Origin of the sequence: Longimonas sp. (assembly GCF_040409695.1) — a bacterium.
Classification (GTDB): domain Bacteria; phylum Bacteroidota; class Rhodothermia; order Rhodothermales; family Salinibacteraceae; genus Longimonas.
In genome coordinates, this window is sequence record NZ_JARWGJ010000081.1 from 1 (window position 1) to 16,642 (window position 16,642).

A 16,642-nucleotide genomic window follows, 5' to 3' on the forward strand; every position below is an offset into this window, starting at 1 on the left:
TTTGTTATGTTCATGGTTTGGTGTTGCTCACCGGCGTCAGGCACAGTCATCGTCCAAGGGCTCCTGCAATGAAGGTAGCGAACGATACTGGCTTCAGCCAGTCACGAACGATCCACGCTGCCAGCGCCAGCAGAGTGAGCCCCCCAAATACCGGTCCGATAACTTTGCTCCAGTCTTGCCCGGTGAGTATCTCCAGCACCTCTTTAACCCCATAGTACGGCCCTGCATTGAACTCGAATAGCTGTACGTATAAGCGAAGAGACTGCCCAATATCTGCAAGTAGTGTGCTATACCAAAAAGGAACAAATGAGATAGCAATAACAGCTCCTCCGACAAGTACAGGTCGGAATCCGTATCTGCGGAAGAGCCACGCGAAAGCAACCCATGGGTATAGCTTAGCCAGCCCGGCGAGTGCGATTGCAACCGCCGCCAGATATTTGCGCTGCGTCCATACAGCCCAGAGCGCCATACCTACGCCTCCTACAGCCAGTGCTTCGGTGTGTCCCTGGCCAGCAACCTCCAGCAAGGCCAGCGGGTGCCAGGCATAGAGCATGAGGTCGCGCGCATCTACGTAGCGCCCCAGCGCCCATACCCCGCTCAGTTCTGCGGCCACAAGCATGACCTTCATCATGTAGTAGCTCGTCCACCCCTCTCCTCCGATGAGGTACGATGCTGCAAAAACAGCCTGAGAAAACGGGGGGTAGATGCTGTGATAGGCCTGCGAGTTAAGGGCCGGGTAGAGCCAATCATCCCGCCAGCTACGTAGCACGTCCGCTTCTGGCGGGTGAGCGTACGGATTGATTCCGCCCTCGACGAGCAGGCGTGCGTCCCACAGATAACGATAGATGTCATCGCTAAGCACCGGCTCGAGGGGTAAGTAGAACAGCCGGAGTACGAGGGCTCCGCCCAGAACAAGTGGCATCGACACTGCATCGGCCCGCCAGAGCAGAACCAGGCTCGCCGACACGACCATGCTGCCCGCAACCATAAGGGACCAGTATGCTGGGTTGGCTGCTGTCCATGGCAGCACCGCCGCTCCGAGAAGAGCGATGGCCCCGTATCCATAGGTGCTGCGTACCGATAGACGGATCATTTACCAGATCACTGCCGCTTTTTTCATGACGGGCGACTCGCCTGGCGCTTCGACCCGTACGTAGTAGACGCCAGTAGGCACGCGACGCCCTGTCTCGTCTTCCAGATCCCACTCGATCCCCCCCTCGAACGCTTGATCGGTGGTTAGCGTGCGCACCATGCGCCCGTCGACGCTCACTACACGCACGGTAGCTTCAGTAGGTACGCCGGCAATGGTAATCGAATGAGCATGCTCAGCACCGAGCATCGGGTTTGGATACACGAACACATCATCAAGATTATCAGCAGGACCCGTAAGCTGGATCGCGCGGCTCTCGGAGGCGAGTGCACGTCCATCTGCACTAAAGAGATCATCGAGCCGGAGCGTGATGATGCGCCCGGTGGCTCCTACGACGAGGCCATCAATGTCGAGGACGATCCGGTGGTCCGCTTCTTCGCTGACGGCAGCCTGTGCTACAGTGCCAGGAGGCGTTACCCGGTAGCGCCCTGGATCGGTGGCTACGTTGCGGTCAACTGCGGTGTTGAACTCAAGCGCTACCTGTTGTGCAGATAGACGGGTCCAATCAGACACAAAGAACGGTGCCTCCGGTGCGGCCGGCAACGCCAGCGTCTGCTGAGTCTGCCCCACCGGTGTGCCATCCCGGTCGCGCACGTCGCGCCACGTCAGCGTACCGATACGTGGCACACCATGAGGAAGCGTTACGACGAGTACCTGTCCATTGCTGCCCGATACGAGGCGGCGCACTGCATCCCCTTCGTAGCTAAACTGCTCCGCTCTCGTTTCGTCGCTGAGCGCCTCGCTGAATGCCAGTCGGACTTCGTTTGGGGCCGGGTACGATAGGTCGACCACCGTAGCAGGCGAGCGGGGACGTACCTGGCGCGTGTCGCTCAGCGGAGACCCCTCTCCCCCGGCCCATGCCCGCAAGGCGTAGTGGTGGGTTGTAGTTGTGGATACAGTGAGACTGGAGTCCTGCCGGACGGCAATCTGCTCGAAGGCAGACCCGTCAGTGCGTTGAAAGACACTCACAGAGTCTGCGCCGGCTGCGTCCCATTGCAGCACCACCTCGCTCTCAGAACGCGCCTGTGCACGGCGCCACTGCGGGGGCGGTACAGCGAGCGCCTGCTCTTGCACAGCAAACCGAACGACGTGGTCGTCTCGCGTTGTCACAAACACATCCGGCCGGCCGCTTCCCGTAACATTGCCTGCCGTGAGTGCCGGACTGAAGGTAGATTCAATGCCAGCTCGGTCGTCGAGATATGCGACCTGCCACCCGCGTGCAGGGTCGTTGCGAAGGACAATCAGGTAGGGAGCATGCGCGATGATTACCTCGTTGCGATCGTCACCTGTCAGGTTTGCGGTCGTTATGGCGCCGGCCTCCCCCGCGTCGCCCGCAATTGGGAGACGGTATGCCGCTTCGAAACCGCTGCCCGTGTGCGTCCAGACCATGTAGGTGCTGCGCGCGGGCATACGCGTGTCATCGGGCAGCGAGAGCGGATAGTGCTTGGTAAACGTCACAAAGTTATCGGTACCGTCGCCGGTTAGATCGCCCACGCCAAAGCGGAGTCCGGCATCGAAGCGGTTGGAGGCGTGGGTCCAGATCGGCACCGGCACGGTTTCGCCGACGGGCGTTTCGTAGACGATCAAGTGGCCGTATCGATCGCCGACCAGCAGATTGGTGCGGCCGTTGCCCGTGAAGTCGCCCGTTGCGGCGCGGGCAGGACCAATAAGCCCGCCAATGCTGAGCGTGTCTTCGATCGACACAACGTCGCGCGGGTCGAGGGTGAATGCCTCTGTGTAACGCGATCCATCCCACGCACGCCCCTTCCACACCTCACGTGTGTGTCCGAGAATCTGGGCGCTACCACGGTTCAGGAGATCGATGAGCACCGACCCGAGAAACGGCGCCTCTGAGCCGCGAACGCCTGTTGTATCGATGAAAGCCTGCGACTTAGGTAGCCACGCGCCCTCCTCTTGCTCAAGAAGCAGCGTCGCCGACCCGACTTGCGTAAGCAGTTCTGAGGTGCCGGATGCGTTGGTATCGCCTACATCACGAGGAATAACATTGGCTCGTAGCGAGTCGCCCCGAACGAAGTCCTGCCCGGTCCACTCATACAGGTACAGCGAGTCGCTAATCCCCCCCTGACTGGAGAGCGGGTTCAGAATGAGTTCGGGAAGCGAGTCGCCGTCGAAATCGGTGAGTGTAGGCAGCAGATATCCCCGGGGCACGGATGTATCGTGACGCTCCAGCAGTTGCGAGCGGAAACGGCGTTCGGGGATCGCCAGGGTCGTATCGAATGATGTCGAGAGCCCGGCATCGTTCGTAGCAACGATCCGTGCAGCGACCTCCCCTCCCTGCCCGGCGGTATCAGCCCAGTAGAGTCCGTGTCGCTGCCGGCGGAATTCGCTATCAATCGTTTCTGTCTCGTTTGCACGAGCGACCCGCACCGTAAGCGACGTCCGCTGGTCTGTGGAAACATCAGCGATAAGCCCGAAATCGCTTTGTACGATGCCTGCTTCGACCGCATGTACCGTCACGGTAGGCGGCGTGCGCTGGATGCGTATGCGCCGCCGATCTTCAACTGTACGTCCATCGGTGAGTTGCGTGGTGAGGCGTAGCGTATAGGCTCCTTCGTCGAGCCCATCGATGGGCCACACCGCAAGCGTATCATCTAAGACGCGCCGAGCGATGGGATCGTGGAGCGGAGTCCAGTCCGCCTCGTCCAGGTCGCGGGTGCCTGATGTGTAGCTTACCTGATAGGATTGATGCTTGGGGTGAATGGAACTTCCAATAACAGGGATTTCTGAAGCGTTCCACCCGCTATCGTGATCAGGATGCGCAATCGCTGTGTTTCCAGGAAGGGCGCGTTTCAGTGCTTCGTATACGTTCAAGAGGCCCGCTCCGGTACGGTGGTCCCACCCTGGAACACCAATGTCGGTGGTAGAGCTTGTTAGGATTGAGCGTATGTCGTCGGGGCTCAGTGAGCTGTCGAGCGAGCGGAGCAGCGCGACGGCTCCGCTCACCTGAGGCGCTGCAAACGACGATCCGCTGGCTGCCCCGTAGAGATCATTGGGCGTAATTTCCTCGTCGGGAACGGTGCGTGGATACCGAGTGGTGAACACGTTCGAGCCAGGAGCTCCAAGGTCGGCTCCTATTCCGTATGAGCTAGTACTGAACGAAGGAAGCCCGTCTCCATTCTCGGCAAGCCATATTGTAGAAATCACCTCCGGATAGTCAGAGGGATAGTGTGGGTCATCGCCAGCTATATTGCCGGCGGATGCTACACTTGTTGTGCCTTGTTGCTTTGCATATTTAATAGCGTCATGCAATAACAGAGATGAGCGGTCTCTTCCAAACGACATGTTCAGCACATCAAAGCCCATCTCAGCGCCATAGATGATTGCTGCGGCAATGTCGCGCGTGCGCCCTCGCCCATCGCCTCCAAACGCGCGCAGCAGCGCAATGCGTGCTCCAGGCGCCACCCCCTTCATCCCAGAGCCGTTGTCTTCCTGGGCAGCTACTACCCCACTGACTGCCGTGCCGTGCCCACTAAACGATCCCAGCTCATCGGGACGCGGGTCAGGATCGCGCGGTCCGTAGCGGCCCGGCTCGGGCATAAGCGGACGATCAACAAAGCTGTAGCCGATTACGTCGTCAACCCACCCATTGCCATCCTCGTCGGTACCCTGCCGGTTATCGGGGACGAAGGTGCCTGCATTCGCGACGTCTTCGGGCCCGTTGACCCATACCTGATTTTCAAGGTCAGGATGCCAGTAGAACACGCCGGAATCAATCACGCCGATCGTGACATCGCGGGTGCCCCGGGTAATCTGATGCGCTTCACGCGCCCGAATCACATCGAGGTGATTGAGCTTTTCACTGATGCTGTCTGGATTGGTGGAGATGGGAAGTCCTTCAGGAAGCGTCTCGCGGCCTTCCCGTACATACAGCTCAAAGAAGTCATTCTCCTCAACGTAGAGCACGCCCGGCTGATCTGTCCACGATGCCTTGGCAGCGTTGAGTGCATCCTGGTCCTCAAGTTCGAGCACGAAAACGGGCCACGTGGCCGGGCCGTCGGGAGCTGTGCTCTCTACTTCTGGGAAGGCGGGCTGCGAACGTACAACCCCCGTGTAGAGCGGACCGAGCGCTGCCGCCTGATCCGTTGTAGGCGCTTCTTGAAGCGACTGGCGTAGCGCCTGCGGGGCCTCATCGGCCAGGCGAATGATAAGCTCATAGCGCGCTGTTTGCTCTCGTTCTTGCGCCTGCGCCTCGCATCCTCCTACACCTGCCCCGACAGTTAGAAGGCTAAGGATAACCCAAAACGTGAGCAGACGTGCCATGAAAGAGAGGTCGAATCAGGTAAAAAAGCAGGGGATAGCTTGTTTAATCAAGGCTTTCGCCTACAAGATCTGGAGCGCTTTGGGGCTCTGCGTGAGATTTTCGTGGCCGTCTGGGTGTAGAATAATAAGATCCTCGATGCGTACGCCAAACTTGTCAGGCAGGTAGATTCCCGGCTCGACAGTAACGGCCGCGTTCGCCGGAAGGTTATGACTGACGTGGTATGAAAGGCGGGGCCACTCGTGGATTTCGAGCCCTACGCCGTGTCCGAGTCCGTGGCCAAAATAGTCGCCGTAGCCTGCCTCTTCAATGATGGTACGGGCTACACGGTCGATGTCGGTTCCGGTAATCCCACTGCGCGCTGCCTGCAGCGAGGCCTCTTGCGCCTCCAGCACGACGTTGTACACGGCCCGCGCCTCGTCGGAAGGCTCGCCCAGGGCAATCGTGCGGGTCATGTCTGAGGCGTAGCCCTGCAGAAAGCACCCCATGTCGATGACCACCAGCTCGCCCTCGCGAAGCACGCGATCGGACGGCCGCGCATGCGGGAGTGCACCATTGGGCCCCGATGCAACGATCGGATCGAACGACATCTTGTCTGCTCCATGAAGCAAGTGCTGGTAGACAATTCTGGCGCTCACCTCACGCTCTGTCATGCCCGGTTCAATCCATTCACAGAGCTCACTAAACACCGTGTCGGTGATCGCCTGCGCGTCGCGCATCTTTTCTACCTCGCGTTCTGACTTTGCCCCACGGTGCGCGGTGAGGAGGCCGCTTCCCTCTTCCCACCGAATATCCGGGAACCGCTCGCGCCAGCTATGGAGCGTCTTAACGGTTACCTTATCCGCCTGCACAAGCACAGAACTCACATCACCGAACAGGCTCTTCTCTTCCACATACTCCCATAGGGCGTATCCTGGGGTGTGTATCTCGGCGTTGGTGACCTCGCGCTGTGCTTGCTCGGTATAGCGCCCATCTGAGAGAAAAATGAGCCGGTCGGGGTGCACAATCAGCAGGCCGTTGGATCCGGAAAACCCCGTTGCCCACCGGATATCAGGCAGCGAAGAGAGCACCAGTGCATCGGCGTTGTGATTCTCCGCAATGCCAATCAGCAGATCGTGGGTAGCGGGCTCTTTGGCCACAACAGGAGTAGACATATACAGGATGCGTTTAATCGAAAACAGAGCAGCGGTCAGCCCAGGTTACGCTGACTTATGGCGTCCCGAGTAGTAGTTCGGCGACTCCTGCGTGATCTCCACGTCGTGCGGATGACTCTCGCGCATTCCAGCAGCGGTGATTCGCGTAAACTCGGCATGCTCGTACAGCTCCGCTATCGTCTGGCATCCACAATAGCCCATGGCTGCGCGCAGTCCACCAACCATCTGGTGGATGACCTCTGCGAGGGTGCCGCTGTACGGCACGCGCCCTTCGATGCCCTCAGGCACCAGCTTCTTGAGGTTGTCCTCTGCGTCCTGGAAGTAGCGGTCTTTGCTGCCCGCCTGCATGGCTCCAACAGAGCCCATGCCACGATAGCTCTTGTACTTGCGTCCGTTAAAAATAATGGTTTCGCCCGGACTCTCCTCTACGCTGGCGAACAGGCTCCCGATCATGACCGTGCCTGCGCCGGCGGCGAGCGCCTTGGCGATATCCCCGGTCTGCTTGATGCCTCCATCGGCCACGATCGGCACGTCGTGCTTAGAGGCGACTTCGGCGCACTCAAGTACGGCGGTCAGCTGCGGCACCCCGACGCCTGCGACAACGCGCGTGGTACAGATGGATCCGGGGCCAATACCGACTTTCACGGCATCGGCGCCGGCCTCAATAAGATCGTGCGTGGCGTCGGCGGTAGCCACGTTGCCGGCCATGATCTGCACCTGGTCGCCAAACACATCGTTGACTTCAGCGACAGTTTCGAGCACGCCTTCCGAGTGCCCGTGAGCGGTGTCTATCGTAACCAGATCGGCGCCGACGTCTACGAGGGCCCCCACGCGATCGAGCACGTCAGGCGTTACGCCAACAGCAGCCCCTACGCGGAGGCGCCCGTGCTCATCTTTGCACGCATCGGGGTGTTTGCGCCGCTTACGGATGTCTTTGAACGTGATGAGGCCCTCCAGGTAGCCCTCATCGTCGACCACCGGCAGCTTCTCAATCTTGTGAGTCTGCAAGATCTGTACGGCCTCATCGAGTGTCGTGCCCACCGAGGCGGTCACGAGCTTCTCCGAGGTCATCATTTCGTGGATAGGCTTCTCGTTCTCCAGCTCAAACCGCACATCGCGGTTCGTCACGATACCCACCAGCCGGCGTTCGTCGTCGATCACCGGAATGCCACCAATAGAGTAGTGCGCCATCATGCGACGCGCATCGCCTACCGTGTCGTGCGGTGAAATCGTGATCGGATCGAGGATCATGCCGCTTTCAGAACGCTTCACCCGGCGCACCTCTGCAGCCTGGTCTTCGATCGACATGTTTTTGTGCAGGATACCGACGCCGCCTTCGCGGGCCAGCGCAATGGCCATGTCGGCTTCGGTTACCGTATCCATCGCGGAGGACAGAATTGGCACGTTCAGGTCGATCTCTCGCGTAAGACGCGAGCGTGTAGACACCGTACGCGGCATCACAGCCGAGCGGCGCGGCACCAGCAGCACATCGTCGTAGGTTAGCCCTTCGGCCCGTATCTTGCGCGCAAGGGCGTCATTCAACGAGGAAACCTGGGTTGCAGTGTTATTCATCATCAGAGTCAAGATACACGGTTCCGAAGGTCAGCTATTTCTTGTTCGGTAAGCGGTCGAACGGCTCCACGTTCCAACCCTTCCAGGGTAATCCCTGCAAACTGCACGCGATCCAGGGTTTTTACGGTGTGTCCGAGCGCCTTGCACATACGCCGAATCTGCCTGTTGCGTCCCTCGTGCAGCTTGAGCGCGATCCAGTCTTTCTGCGGCGGCTGCAGGTAGGCCACATCGGCAGCTTGTGCAAGGCGCGCATCCCCGATGTCAACGCCCCGACGCAGCCGGTCGAGCTGGTGCGGTTTTACGGGCTGTGCAGTCTGCACAAAGTAGACCTTGTCGATCTCGTAGCGCGGATGCATCAGCCGGTGCGCAAGGTCGCCGTCGTTGGTAAGAAGCAGGATACCGGTCGTGTTACGATCCAGACGTCCCACCGGTGCAATACCCGCCGGGTTGTGCGTTCCGCGCCCGATTACGTCCATGACCGTCTGCCGTCCACGATCATCGTGAACCGTTGTAATGCACCCGGCAGGCTTGTTCAACACGAGGTACTCCTTCTCTTGAAGCGCGACCGCATCGCCATCTACTGCGACCGTATCGCCTGGATAGACCCGTGTGCCGTGGCTTGTAACCGGTTCTCCGTTGATCGCCACCCGCCGTGCCTCTACCAGCGTATCGGCATCGCGACGCGAGCATACACCCGCCCGGCTCAAATACTTGTTGATGCGCATGCCGTCCTCGGGCACAGTCGGAGGCGCTGCCATTGCTTAAAGGGTTAAGGTTACGGGAGAATCAGAAAACGTGGTTAGTTGGATGCGGACGCATCGGAATGGGCCCCATTGTCACTCGCCGCCTCCGTGCTCTCGGACGCGTTCTGTGTGTCCGGTCTATCACCCGCACCTTCCGGCTTATCCCCCTGTTTTTTCGCTGTTTCAGGGGCGCCTGAGGCACTATTATTTCCATTCAGTGCACGGGCGGCTTCTTCGGTCTTAAGCTGCAGCAGCTGAGCACGTTCATCGTCAAAGTTGGGATCGTCAAGCAGCTCCTCGACCTCGCGGATGGTGGGGAGATCGTCGAGCGAGTTTAGCCCAAACTGCTCCAGAAAAGCAGGTGTCGTGCCATAGAGCAACGGGCGCCCCAGCGATTCGCTACGCCCCTTCACGTCGACAAGCTCCAGCTCCATCAGCTTGCGCAGTGCATAGTCCGAGTTCACGCCCCGAACGAAGTCCACCTCCGGGCGCGTAACGGGCTGTTTGTAGGCCACGACAGCGATCGTTTCGAGCAGAGAGCGCGAAAGCGATGAGCGCTGCTCGTCTTGAACCATAGCTTTTACAAACGGAGCCACCTCGTCGCGCGTCACAAGACGATACCCTCCGGCCCATGCTACGATCTCAAATGCGCGCTCATGCGCTTCGTACGTTTCACGAAGCGCCTCAATGACCGTCTCTACGCGCTCTGCATCCACTTCGGCCTCGCCCGTTACGTCTTGCACAATTTCAGCGATACGTTCCGCGCCAATCGGGTCATCAGCAGCAAAAAGAAGCGCCTCTGTTGCTTTTAGCAGCCGCGAGCTTACTCCAAATCCGAGCGAGGGGGGCGATGTTGACATATGGTTCAGTTGAGGGTTCAGTCAGTCTACAGCGTAGGTACGCTATTTTCGCTATTGTACGTCTCCGTTTAAGGTTGAGTCTACGCCGTTGGTGGAAGCGTTAGACTGCCAGCGGAGCGAGAAGTTGGTGCGGGATTCGTTTACGTGGACACGCAGGTGATGTTGACGGGCCAGTTCTAACACAGCAAGAAACGTAGCAATGACAAACGGCTTGCTGCGGCTCCGTATGATCGACCGGAACGAGAGCTCTTCAGCATGCTGCAGCCGCTCCATCACGTAGACCTGTTGTTCGTCAACCGAGTACTCCAGCGGCTCCACTTCGTGGATCGGGTCATCTGTTTCGGGCGGCTCATGCAGCATGTGAGCGAGTGCCTTCATCAGGTCGTAGACGGTGTGGTCAACCGCTTTCGCCGGCTGCTGCTCGTATTGCTCGCGCACCGGAGATGCATCGCCGCGGGTAGCGTGGCGCTCGCGTGCCTCCTTGCGAACCGCAAGCTGGTCGGCCCCCTCTTTGAAGCGAACGTACTCAAGCAGACGCTCAACGAGTTCACGACGCGGGTCAACCTCTTCCCCTTCTTCGTCTTCTGAGGCATTCGGAAGCAGCATCTGCGCCTTAATGTTGATCAGAAGGGCCGCCATGTAGATGAAGTCCGCTACGCCGTCAAGGTCGATCTCTTCCAGGACGCGCACATACGTCAGGTACTCATCCGTTATTTTTGCAATCGGGATGTCATATATGTCAATTTCATCCCGTTTGATAAAGAAGAGCAGGAGGTCTAATGGTCCTTCAAATTGCTGAAGCTCTACTTGGTACATACGAAACGACTAAAAACGAAAATATTTATTGCAATAACGGATTACTGTGTACGCGCTCTTGACTGTGACTTCTCAAACCACTGTACCGTTTCCCTTATCCCGTAAGACATCTCTGTTTTCGGGCTCCATCCGAGCTCACGCTCTGCCCGGCTGATGTCAAGTACGCTGCGCATCTGCTCCCCCGGTTGGGCCGGACCGTATTCGTTGTCGATGCTCGGGGCGGTATGTGCCTGGATCTGGCGGAAGAGTTCGTTCAGGCTGGTCTCTTTCCCCGTTCCGACGTTAAAGATGCGTGTCCCCTCGATGTCCATAACAGCCCGGTTGATCGCTACCACATCGTCGATATAGATGTAGTCGCGTGTCTGGGTGCCATCGCCGTAGATAACAGGCGCTTCGCCATTGAGCATCTTCTCGATAAAGATAGCGATTACGCCTGCCTCCCCAGCTGGATTCTGTCGAGGCCCGTATACGTTGGCATATCGAAGCGATACATACGGGATGCCGTACTCCTCGCGGTAGAAGTTGAGATACTTCTCACAGGCCAGTTTACTGACGCCGTACGGAGATACCGGGCAAAGCGGGTGGTCCTCATCCTGAGGGGTGTATGCCGGGTCCCCATAGATGGCCCCACCAGTGGATGCGAAGAGCACGCGCTTCAGTCCGTGATTGCGTCCAGCTTCCATCAGATTGAGCATGCCGTCGATGTTTACCGAGGCGTCCTCGCGCGGATGCTTAACCGATTCTCGTACATTCATCTGTGCAGCGTGGTGCACGATCATCTCGTACGCCTCGGTCTTGACGAGGGCAGCAGCCTCTGTGCTGCGAATATCGAGGTGATGGAAAGTCGCTTCTGCAGGTACATTGGCCCGCTTCCCAGCGGACAGGTCATCGATGATGTGAACGTCGTGTCCGTCTTTCAAAAAGGCTTCAGACACGTGGGAGCCGATAAACCCAGCTCCTCCTGTACAGAGTAATTTCATTTGCAATAACGGCAATAACAGAGTCGCGTGATAGTGGCTAGCTCCCCAATATGCACGTAGGGGCAATCGGGATAACAACCCCTATTGCCCCTACGTGGTGTATGGGTCTTACGCCGGTCGGTCGGACCAGCGGGCGTCCGTACAGTACTTAATTTCCAGCTCCGTTCTCCTTGTCGAGAAACGGCTTGCGGGTCAGGCGCATCTTGCCATCGTCGCGCACTTCAAGGAGGTGCACTTTCACCTTGTCTCCCACCTTCATGTAGTCCTCTACGTTTTCTACGTAGTCGTGGGCGATTTCGGAGACATGCAGCAGTCCCGTCTTCTCGGGCATAATCTCGATGAACGCCCCGAAGTCACGGATGGTCTTCACCGTGCCGATGTAGTCCTCGCCCTCTTCGGGCACGGCTACGATCTGCTTCACACGCTCAATCGCAGCTTCAGCGTCTTGCTGATTCTTCGCTGCAATAGTGACTAAGCCGACGCCATCCTGTTCTTCGATGGTTACATCGGTATTGGTTTCTTTCTGGATGCTCTTCACGACCTTGCCTCCTGGGCCGATAACGGCACCGATATGCTCGGGGTCGATCGTCAGCTTGGTAAGGCGTGGTGCGTATTCAGAAAGCTCGGTACGCGGCGCAGGCAGCGATGCTTCCATCGCATCCAGAATCTCTATACGTGCAGCATTAGACTGCTTGAGCGCCTTCGCAAGCACATCGCGCGAGAGCCCCGCTATCTTGATGTCCATCTGGCAGGCTGTGATGCCGTCGCGCGTTCCCGTGATCTTGAAGTCCATGTCGCCGAGATGATCTTCAAGCCCGAGAATATCGGTAAGCACCTTCGTCCGCTCGCCATCAGTTACGAGTCCCATCGCAATGCCTGATACTGGCTTCTTGATAGGAACGCCGGCATCCATCAGCGCAAGGGAGCCCGCGCAGACGCTCGCCATTGACGAGGATCCGTTCGACTCCATCACATCCGCGTTAATGCGAATCACGTATGGGAATTCGTCTTGCCCGGGGATAACCGGACGCAGGGCCCGCTCAGCGAGCATGCCGTGTCCGATCTCGCGGCGTTTCGGTCCGCGCAGGAAGCTCGCTTCGCCGACAGAGAACGGCGGGAAGCGGTAGTGCAAATAGAACGACTTGTCGGTGTCGTCGAACACCTCATCGACCGGCTGCACATCTTTCGAAGTGCCCAGCGTGAGTGAACCCAGAACCTGCGTTTCGCCTCGGGTAAAGATTGCCGAGCCGTGAACGCGGGGCAGGTACCCTGTCTCCATCGACAGGTCGCGCACCGTGGTGAGATCCCGTCCGTCGACGCGCGTACCGTCGGAGAGGATCATCTCGCGCATCTCTTGCTTCTGCACGGCGCCCACAGCATCGCGCACTTCACCAGCATCGAATCCGTCGTCGTCGGAGGCAAGCGCTTCAACGGCCTCGTCTTTTATGGCGTCAATGCCCGCATAGAAGGTTTCTTTCTGGTAGGGCGAGCGCACGTGGTCAGCCACGCGCTGCCCGAACTGTTGGCGGACTTTCTCGATGACCGCTTCGGGCGTAACGTGCTGCTCCCACTCAAAGTCGTCGGCGGTACCAAAGGCACGGGCAAGCTGCTCCTGTCCGTTGCACAGCTTACGAATGGCGACGTGCGCTTCGTCGAGCGCATCGATCATTACGTCTTCGCTGATCTCGTCGGCCTCCCCCTCTACCATTACGAGCGCGTCTTGCTTGCCCGCAACAATAAGGTTCATGTCGCTCTCAGCAGTCTGCTGGATCGTGGGATTAATGACGAACTCGCCATCTACGCGTCCCACGCGCACTTCAGCGATCGGCCCTTGAAAGGGAGCACCGGCCAGCAGGAGCGCAGCGGAAGACCCGACGCCGGCAAGGATGTCGGCGTCATAGTCGTCGCCTGCCGAAATCACGAAGTTAACGAGGTGCACGCTATGGTAGAATCCGTCAGGAAAAAGCGGACGGATCGCGCGGTCGACAAGGCGTGCGGTGAGGGTTTCTTTGTCGGTAGGGCGCCCTTCTCGCTTAATGAAGCCTCCGGGCACCTTGCCACCGGCGGCAAACTTCTCGCGATAGTCAACCGTCAGCGGGAAGAAGTTAGTGCCTTCGCGTATCGAGTCAGATAGCGTGGCCGTAGAGAGCACCATGGTGTCGCCGAGGCGTACAACGGTAGAACCGTTGGCCTGGCGGGCGATGCGTCCGGTTTCAATCGAGAGCGATCGTCCCGGCGCGAATTCAATGGATTGGATGGTTGCGTCTGGCATGTATAGGATCTCGTTCAATCAACAACTGGTGATGGGGTGCGCTGTTACCGCATGTCGACGCAGCACCAACGTGCACCCAACAATATCGACGGTGCAGCACAGCGCAGTTGCACATAGGCAGCCTGCGTGGGGCGTGCTGCAACGCAAAGCGGCATCCTGAAAAACAGGATGCCGCCGGTCGCACTATTTACGAAGCCCCAGGTCTTGAATCAGTGTGCGATACCGCTCAATGTCCTGATCTTTGAGATAGTTGAGCAGCCGTCTGCGCTTCCCGACCAGCTTGAGCAGCCCGTGCCGGGTGGCGTGGTCTTTGGAGTGCTCTTTCAGGTGTTCGGTAAGGCGACTAATGCGTTCACTGAAAATGGCGATCTGTACTTCAGCCGTGCCCGTGTCGTTGGGCCCGTCTCCGTACTTCTCGACCAGCTCGCTCTTGCGTTCCTTTGTAATCATAGGGGGTTTGGGTAATGAGCTCCTCTTTAGATTATACCATGCTAAAGAAGATACCGGGTATGAAGCAGATAATGCCTCGTACAACCCCGGCACTTACAGACGTCCGCACCCTTTCGATGAGACGGGCGGACGTGCTGCTTCCATAACACGTATGCAATGAGATCGGTCTTCGGAAAGTTGCGCACGCAGCGCATCCACTGAGTCGAATTTACGTTCGTCGCGCAGTCTTTGCACAAACTCTACACATAGCGTTTCTCCGTAGAGATCGCCGGTAAAGTCAAGTATGTGCACCTCGATCGTAGGGTGCGGCCCGTCGTTGAACGTAGGACGCACACCGATATTACACATTCCAATCTCGGGTTCTGAAAGAGATGCTCCGTAGACCCGTGTAGCGTACACGCCCCGGCAGGGTAGACACGACCGCGCATCGGCCATGCGTATATTTGCTGTTGGAAATCCAATGGTACGCCCGCGCTGCTCTCCTTTCACAACCGTACCGCTCAGCGTGTACGGACGCCCAAGAAGCTGGGCCGCGCTGCGTACTGCTCCCTCCTCGGCCAGCAGCGTGCGAATGCGCGAGGAGGAGATGACCTCGTCGTCGTCGGATTGCGGCGGAATTTCTTCGACGCTGAACCCGTACTCGCTACCCATGGTGCGCAGCAGCTCTACATCGCCGCTGCGATTGCGCCCGAATCGGTGGTCGTAGCCAACAGCGATGGCTTGCATCCCGATGGTATCCCAGAGGACGTCCTGAACGTAGGCGCGTGGGTCATACTGTGCCAGGTCTCGCGTAAAGGGCAATACCACCATTCGCTCGATACCAAACGATTCGAGCGCACGGGCACGCTCGTCGATCGTGGTGAGCAAAGGAACGTTGATGCTTCGCACTACAGAGCGCGGATGCGGGTCGAATGTCAGCACCGTAGGTACGCCCTGCAGGGCATCCGCCCGGTCGCACAGGAACGAAAGAATCGCCTGATGGCCACGATGCACGCCATCGAACGTCCCAACTGTGACGACTGATTCGGGCTCGTGCTGAATGGCCTCCCAGCCGATCTCGCGTTTCATGAAGGTGATGGGATTGAGACAGAGCAGGTACGAAGCAGTTCGTCGAGAGCCCAGGCGTCGTCTACGGTGTATGCCCCGATGTGCGTGCGGCGCAGCGATGTCAGATAGGCTCCGGAGTCAAGCGCCTGGCCCAGGTCGTGAGCCAGCGAGCGGATATAGGTTCCTTTCGAGCAGTCGACCCTAAACGTTACGTCGGGTCCCGAGCGTGCTATTAGTTCAAACGCCGACACCGTTACCTGGCGGGGTGGGCGTACCGCCGTTTCGCCACGGCGTGCTTTCTTGTATAGGCGCTCGCCTTGTACACGCACCGCAGAATACAGCGGAGGGCGCTGTACAATCGTACCCGTAAATGACTCCATGGCCGCCGCAAGGTCAGCGTCTGAGATATGTGTCCACGGATGTGTGGCGTCGACCTCCATCTCACGGTCATAGGTGGGCGTCGTGGCGCCCAGGCGCAACGTACCACGGTAGGTTTTCCCCTGGTGCATAAAAGCATCCTGAAGGCGGGTAGCGGGGCGCCCCATCAGGATGATAAGCAGTCCGGTAGCCAGCGGGTCGAGCGTGCCTGCATGGCCCGTCTTGCATCCACCAAAGTGGCGCCGGATCTGCGTCACCACGTCGTGCGAGGTCGGACCGTTCGGCTTATCCACAAGCACTGCTGCGCCTTCGGGATCCGGGCACGTTCCATCGCGCACGATGATCTCAGGCGGAATAGAACGTTGAGAAGCAGCGGTGGCCATACACGTCTGGTAGCGCGCTTAGCGTAGAACGGAAGAAAACCCGAGTTGAATGGGTCGGGTTAAATGGGTGTGGGATGCGCAGCGTTGGGCTGCTTAGCGTTATACTACGCCGGATCGGCAGCGTCGGAATCCGACAGGCGTCGCTCACGCTCCGCCCGGATGCGGTCGAACAGGTTTTCCATGCGCTTGGCCCGCTGGAGCGACTCGTCCAGGAAGAAGCGCACCTCTGGCACGGTACGCAGCTGGTGCCGGATACGGGAGGCTAGCGTGCTGCGCACCTCGTCGCTCAACGCCTCAAGCTGCTTGAACGTAGCTTTTCGTTCGGCCTCGGTATCGCCCATCACGCTTGCGTACACGTACGCGATAGAGAGATCTTTCGTGACGCGTGCGTCGGTGATCGTGACCATGGGCGTGAGGCGTTCCGCGTAGTCTTGCTGTAAGATCTGCGCTACCTCTTGCTGGATTAGCTCAGCGACGCGTTCGGTTCGTATGCTCATAAGAAAAGAAGCAAGCTTCAAGAGTGCGAAGAAGGCAGGGTGCTCTCCCGAGCAGTCGCCC

General features: G+C 58.7%; 13 protein-coding genes. All 13 read right to left on the bottom strand.

Features of this window, described 5'->3' with window-relative positions:
- Positions 1 to 46: 46 nt before the first annotated feature.
- The 13 genes from PPP56_RS04960 to rbfA all read right to left on the bottom strand — a co-directional run bounded on the left by PPP56_RS04960 (position 47) and on the right by rbfA (position 16,581).
- Entirely contained in the window at positions 47 to 1,093 is a 1,047-nt protein-coding gene (locus PPP56_RS04960) for an MptA/MptB family glycosyltransferase (RefSeq protein WP_353562923.1), read from the bottom strand.
- Positions 1,094 to 5,431 (bottom strand): S8 family serine peptidase, encoded by a 4,338-nt coding sequence (locus PPP56_RS04965; RefSeq protein WP_353562924.1) that lies wholly within the window; start codon positions 5,429 to 5,431, stop codon positions 1,094 to 1,096.
- A gap of 60 nt (positions 5,432 to 5,491) precedes the next feature.
- Positions 5,492 to 6,583, bottom strand: coding sequence for a M24 family metallopeptidase (locus tag PPP56_RS04970; RefSeq protein ID WP_353562925.1), 1,092 nt, complete (start codon positions 6,581 to 6,583; stop codon positions 5,492 to 5,494).
- Positions 6,584 to 6,628: 45 nt separating this feature from the next.
- Positions 6,629 to 8,155 (bottom strand): IMP dehydrogenase, encoded by a 1,527-nt coding sequence (gene guaB / locus PPP56_RS04975; protein WP_353562945.1) that lies wholly within the window; start codon positions 8,153 to 8,155, stop codon positions 6,629 to 6,631.
- 8 nt (positions 8,156 to 8,163) lie between these two features.
- Positions 8,164 to 8,913, bottom strand: a complete 750-nt coding sequence (locus tag PPP56_RS04980; RefSeq protein ID WP_353562926.1) for a pseudouridine synthase — start codon at positions 8,911 to 8,913, stop codon at positions 8,164 to 8,166.
- A gap of 41 nt (positions 8,914 to 8,954) precedes the next feature.
- A complete protein-coding gene (gene scpB, locus PPP56_RS04985) occupies positions 8,955 to 9,758 on the bottom strand; it encodes an SMC-Scp complex subunit ScpB (protein WP_353562927.1) in 804 nt (267 codons plus the stop codon).
- 51 nt (positions 9,759 to 9,809) lie between these two features.
- Positions 9,810 to 10,574: a segregation and condensation protein A gene (locus tag PPP56_RS04990; protein WP_353562928.1), complete on the bottom strand. Its 765-nt coding sequence runs from the start codon at positions 10,572 to 10,574 to the stop codon at positions 9,810 to 9,812.
- A gap of 41 nt (positions 10,575 to 10,615) precedes the next feature.
- Positions 10,616 to 11,554, bottom strand: coding sequence for an NAD-dependent epimerase/dehydratase family protein (locus tag PPP56_RS04995; RefSeq protein WP_353562929.1), 939 nt, complete (start codon positions 11,552 to 11,554; stop codon positions 10,616 to 10,618).
- A gap of 148 nt (positions 11,555 to 11,702) precedes the next feature.
- On the bottom strand, positions 11,703 to 13,826 hold the full coding sequence (gene pnp / locus PPP56_RS05000) for a polyribonucleotide nucleotidyltransferase (RefSeq protein ID WP_353562930.1): 2,124 nt from the start codon (positions 13,824 to 13,826) through the stop codon (positions 11,703 to 11,705).
- A gap of 183 nt (positions 13,827 to 14,009) precedes the next feature.
- Positions 14,010 to 14,276: a 30S ribosomal protein S15 gene (rpsO, locus tag PPP56_RS05005; RefSeq protein ID WP_353562931.1), complete on the bottom strand. Its 267-nt coding sequence runs from the start codon at positions 14,274 to 14,276 to the stop codon at positions 14,010 to 14,012.
- Between the two features lie 93 nt (positions 14,277 to 14,369).
- On the bottom strand, positions 14,370 to 15,344 hold the full coding sequence (locus PPP56_RS05010) for a bifunctional riboflavin kinase/FAD synthetase (protein ID WP_353562932.1): 975 nt from the start codon (positions 15,342 to 15,344) through the stop codon (positions 14,370 to 14,372).
- Positions 15,341 to 16,084 (bottom strand): tRNA pseudouridine(55) synthase TruB, encoded by a 744-nt coding sequence (gene truB, locus PPP56_RS05015; RefSeq protein WP_353562933.1) that lies wholly within the window; start codon positions 16,082 to 16,084, stop codon positions 15,341 to 15,343. Before truB ends, PPP56_RS05010 begins: the two co-directional genes overlap by 4 nt.
- A 104-nt stretch (positions 16,085 to 16,188) precedes the next feature.
- Complete coding sequence (rbfA, locus tag PPP56_RS05020; RefSeq protein ID WP_353562934.1) at positions 16,189 to 16,581, bottom strand: 30S ribosome-binding factor RbfA; 393 nt, start codon at positions 16,579 to 16,581, stop codon at positions 16,189 to 16,191.
- Positions 16,582 to 16,642: the final 61 nt, after the last annotated feature.

What these genes read in the sequence shown, in the direction of transcription:
- PPP56_RS04960 (WP_353562923.1), bottom strand. Translation starts at nt 1,093, where the DNA reads ATGATCCGTCTATCGGTACGCAGCACCTATGGATACGGGGCCATCGCT.
- PPP56_RS04965 (WP_353562924.1), bottom strand. Translation starts at nt 5,431, where the DNA reads ATGGCACGTCTGCTCACGTTTTGGGTTATCCTTAGCCTTCTAACTGTC.
- PPP56_RS04970 (WP_353562925.1), bottom strand. Translation starts at nt 6,583, where the DNA reads ATGTCTACTCCTGTTGTGGCCAAAGAGCCCGCTACCCACGATCTGCTG.
- guaB (WP_353562945.1), bottom strand. Translation starts at nt 8,155, where the DNA reads ATGAATAACACTGCAACCCAGGTTTCCTCGTTGAATGACGCCCTTGCG.
- PPP56_RS04980 (WP_353562926.1), bottom strand. Translation starts at nt 8,913, where the DNA reads ATGGCAGCGCCTCCGACTGTGCCCGAGGACGGCATGCGCATCAACAAG.
- scpB (WP_353562927.1), bottom strand. Translation starts at nt 9,758, where the DNA reads ATGTCAACATCGCCCCCCTCGCTCGGATTTGGAGTAAGCTCGCGGCTG.
- PPP56_RS04990 (WP_353562928.1), bottom strand. Translation starts at nt 10,574, where the DNA reads ATGTACCAAGTAGAGCTTCAGCAATTTGAAGGACCATTAGACCTCCTG.
- PPP56_RS04995 (WP_353562929.1), bottom strand. Translation starts at nt 11,554, where the DNA reads ATGAAATTACTCTGTACAGGAGGAGCTGGGTTTATCGGCTCCCACGTG.
- pnp (WP_353562930.1), bottom strand. Translation starts at nt 13,826, where the DNA reads ATGCCAGACGCAACCATCCAATCCATTGAATTCGCGCCGGGACGATCG.
- rpsO (WP_353562931.1), bottom strand. Translation starts at nt 14,276, where the DNA reads ATGATTACAAAGGAACGCAAGAGCGAGCTGGTCGAGAAGTACGGAGAC.
- PPP56_RS05010 (WP_353562932.1), bottom strand. Translation starts at nt 15,344, where the DNA reads ATGAAACGCGAGATCGGCTGGGAGGCCATTCAGCACGAGCCCGAATCA.
- truB (WP_353562933.1), bottom strand. Translation starts at nt 16,084, where the DNA reads ATGGCCACCGCTGCTTCTCAACGTTCTATTCCGCCTGAGATCATCGTG.
- rbfA (WP_353562934.1), bottom strand. Translation starts at nt 16,581, where the DNA reads ATGAGCATACGAACCGAACGCGTCGCTGAGCTAATCCAGCAAGAGGTA.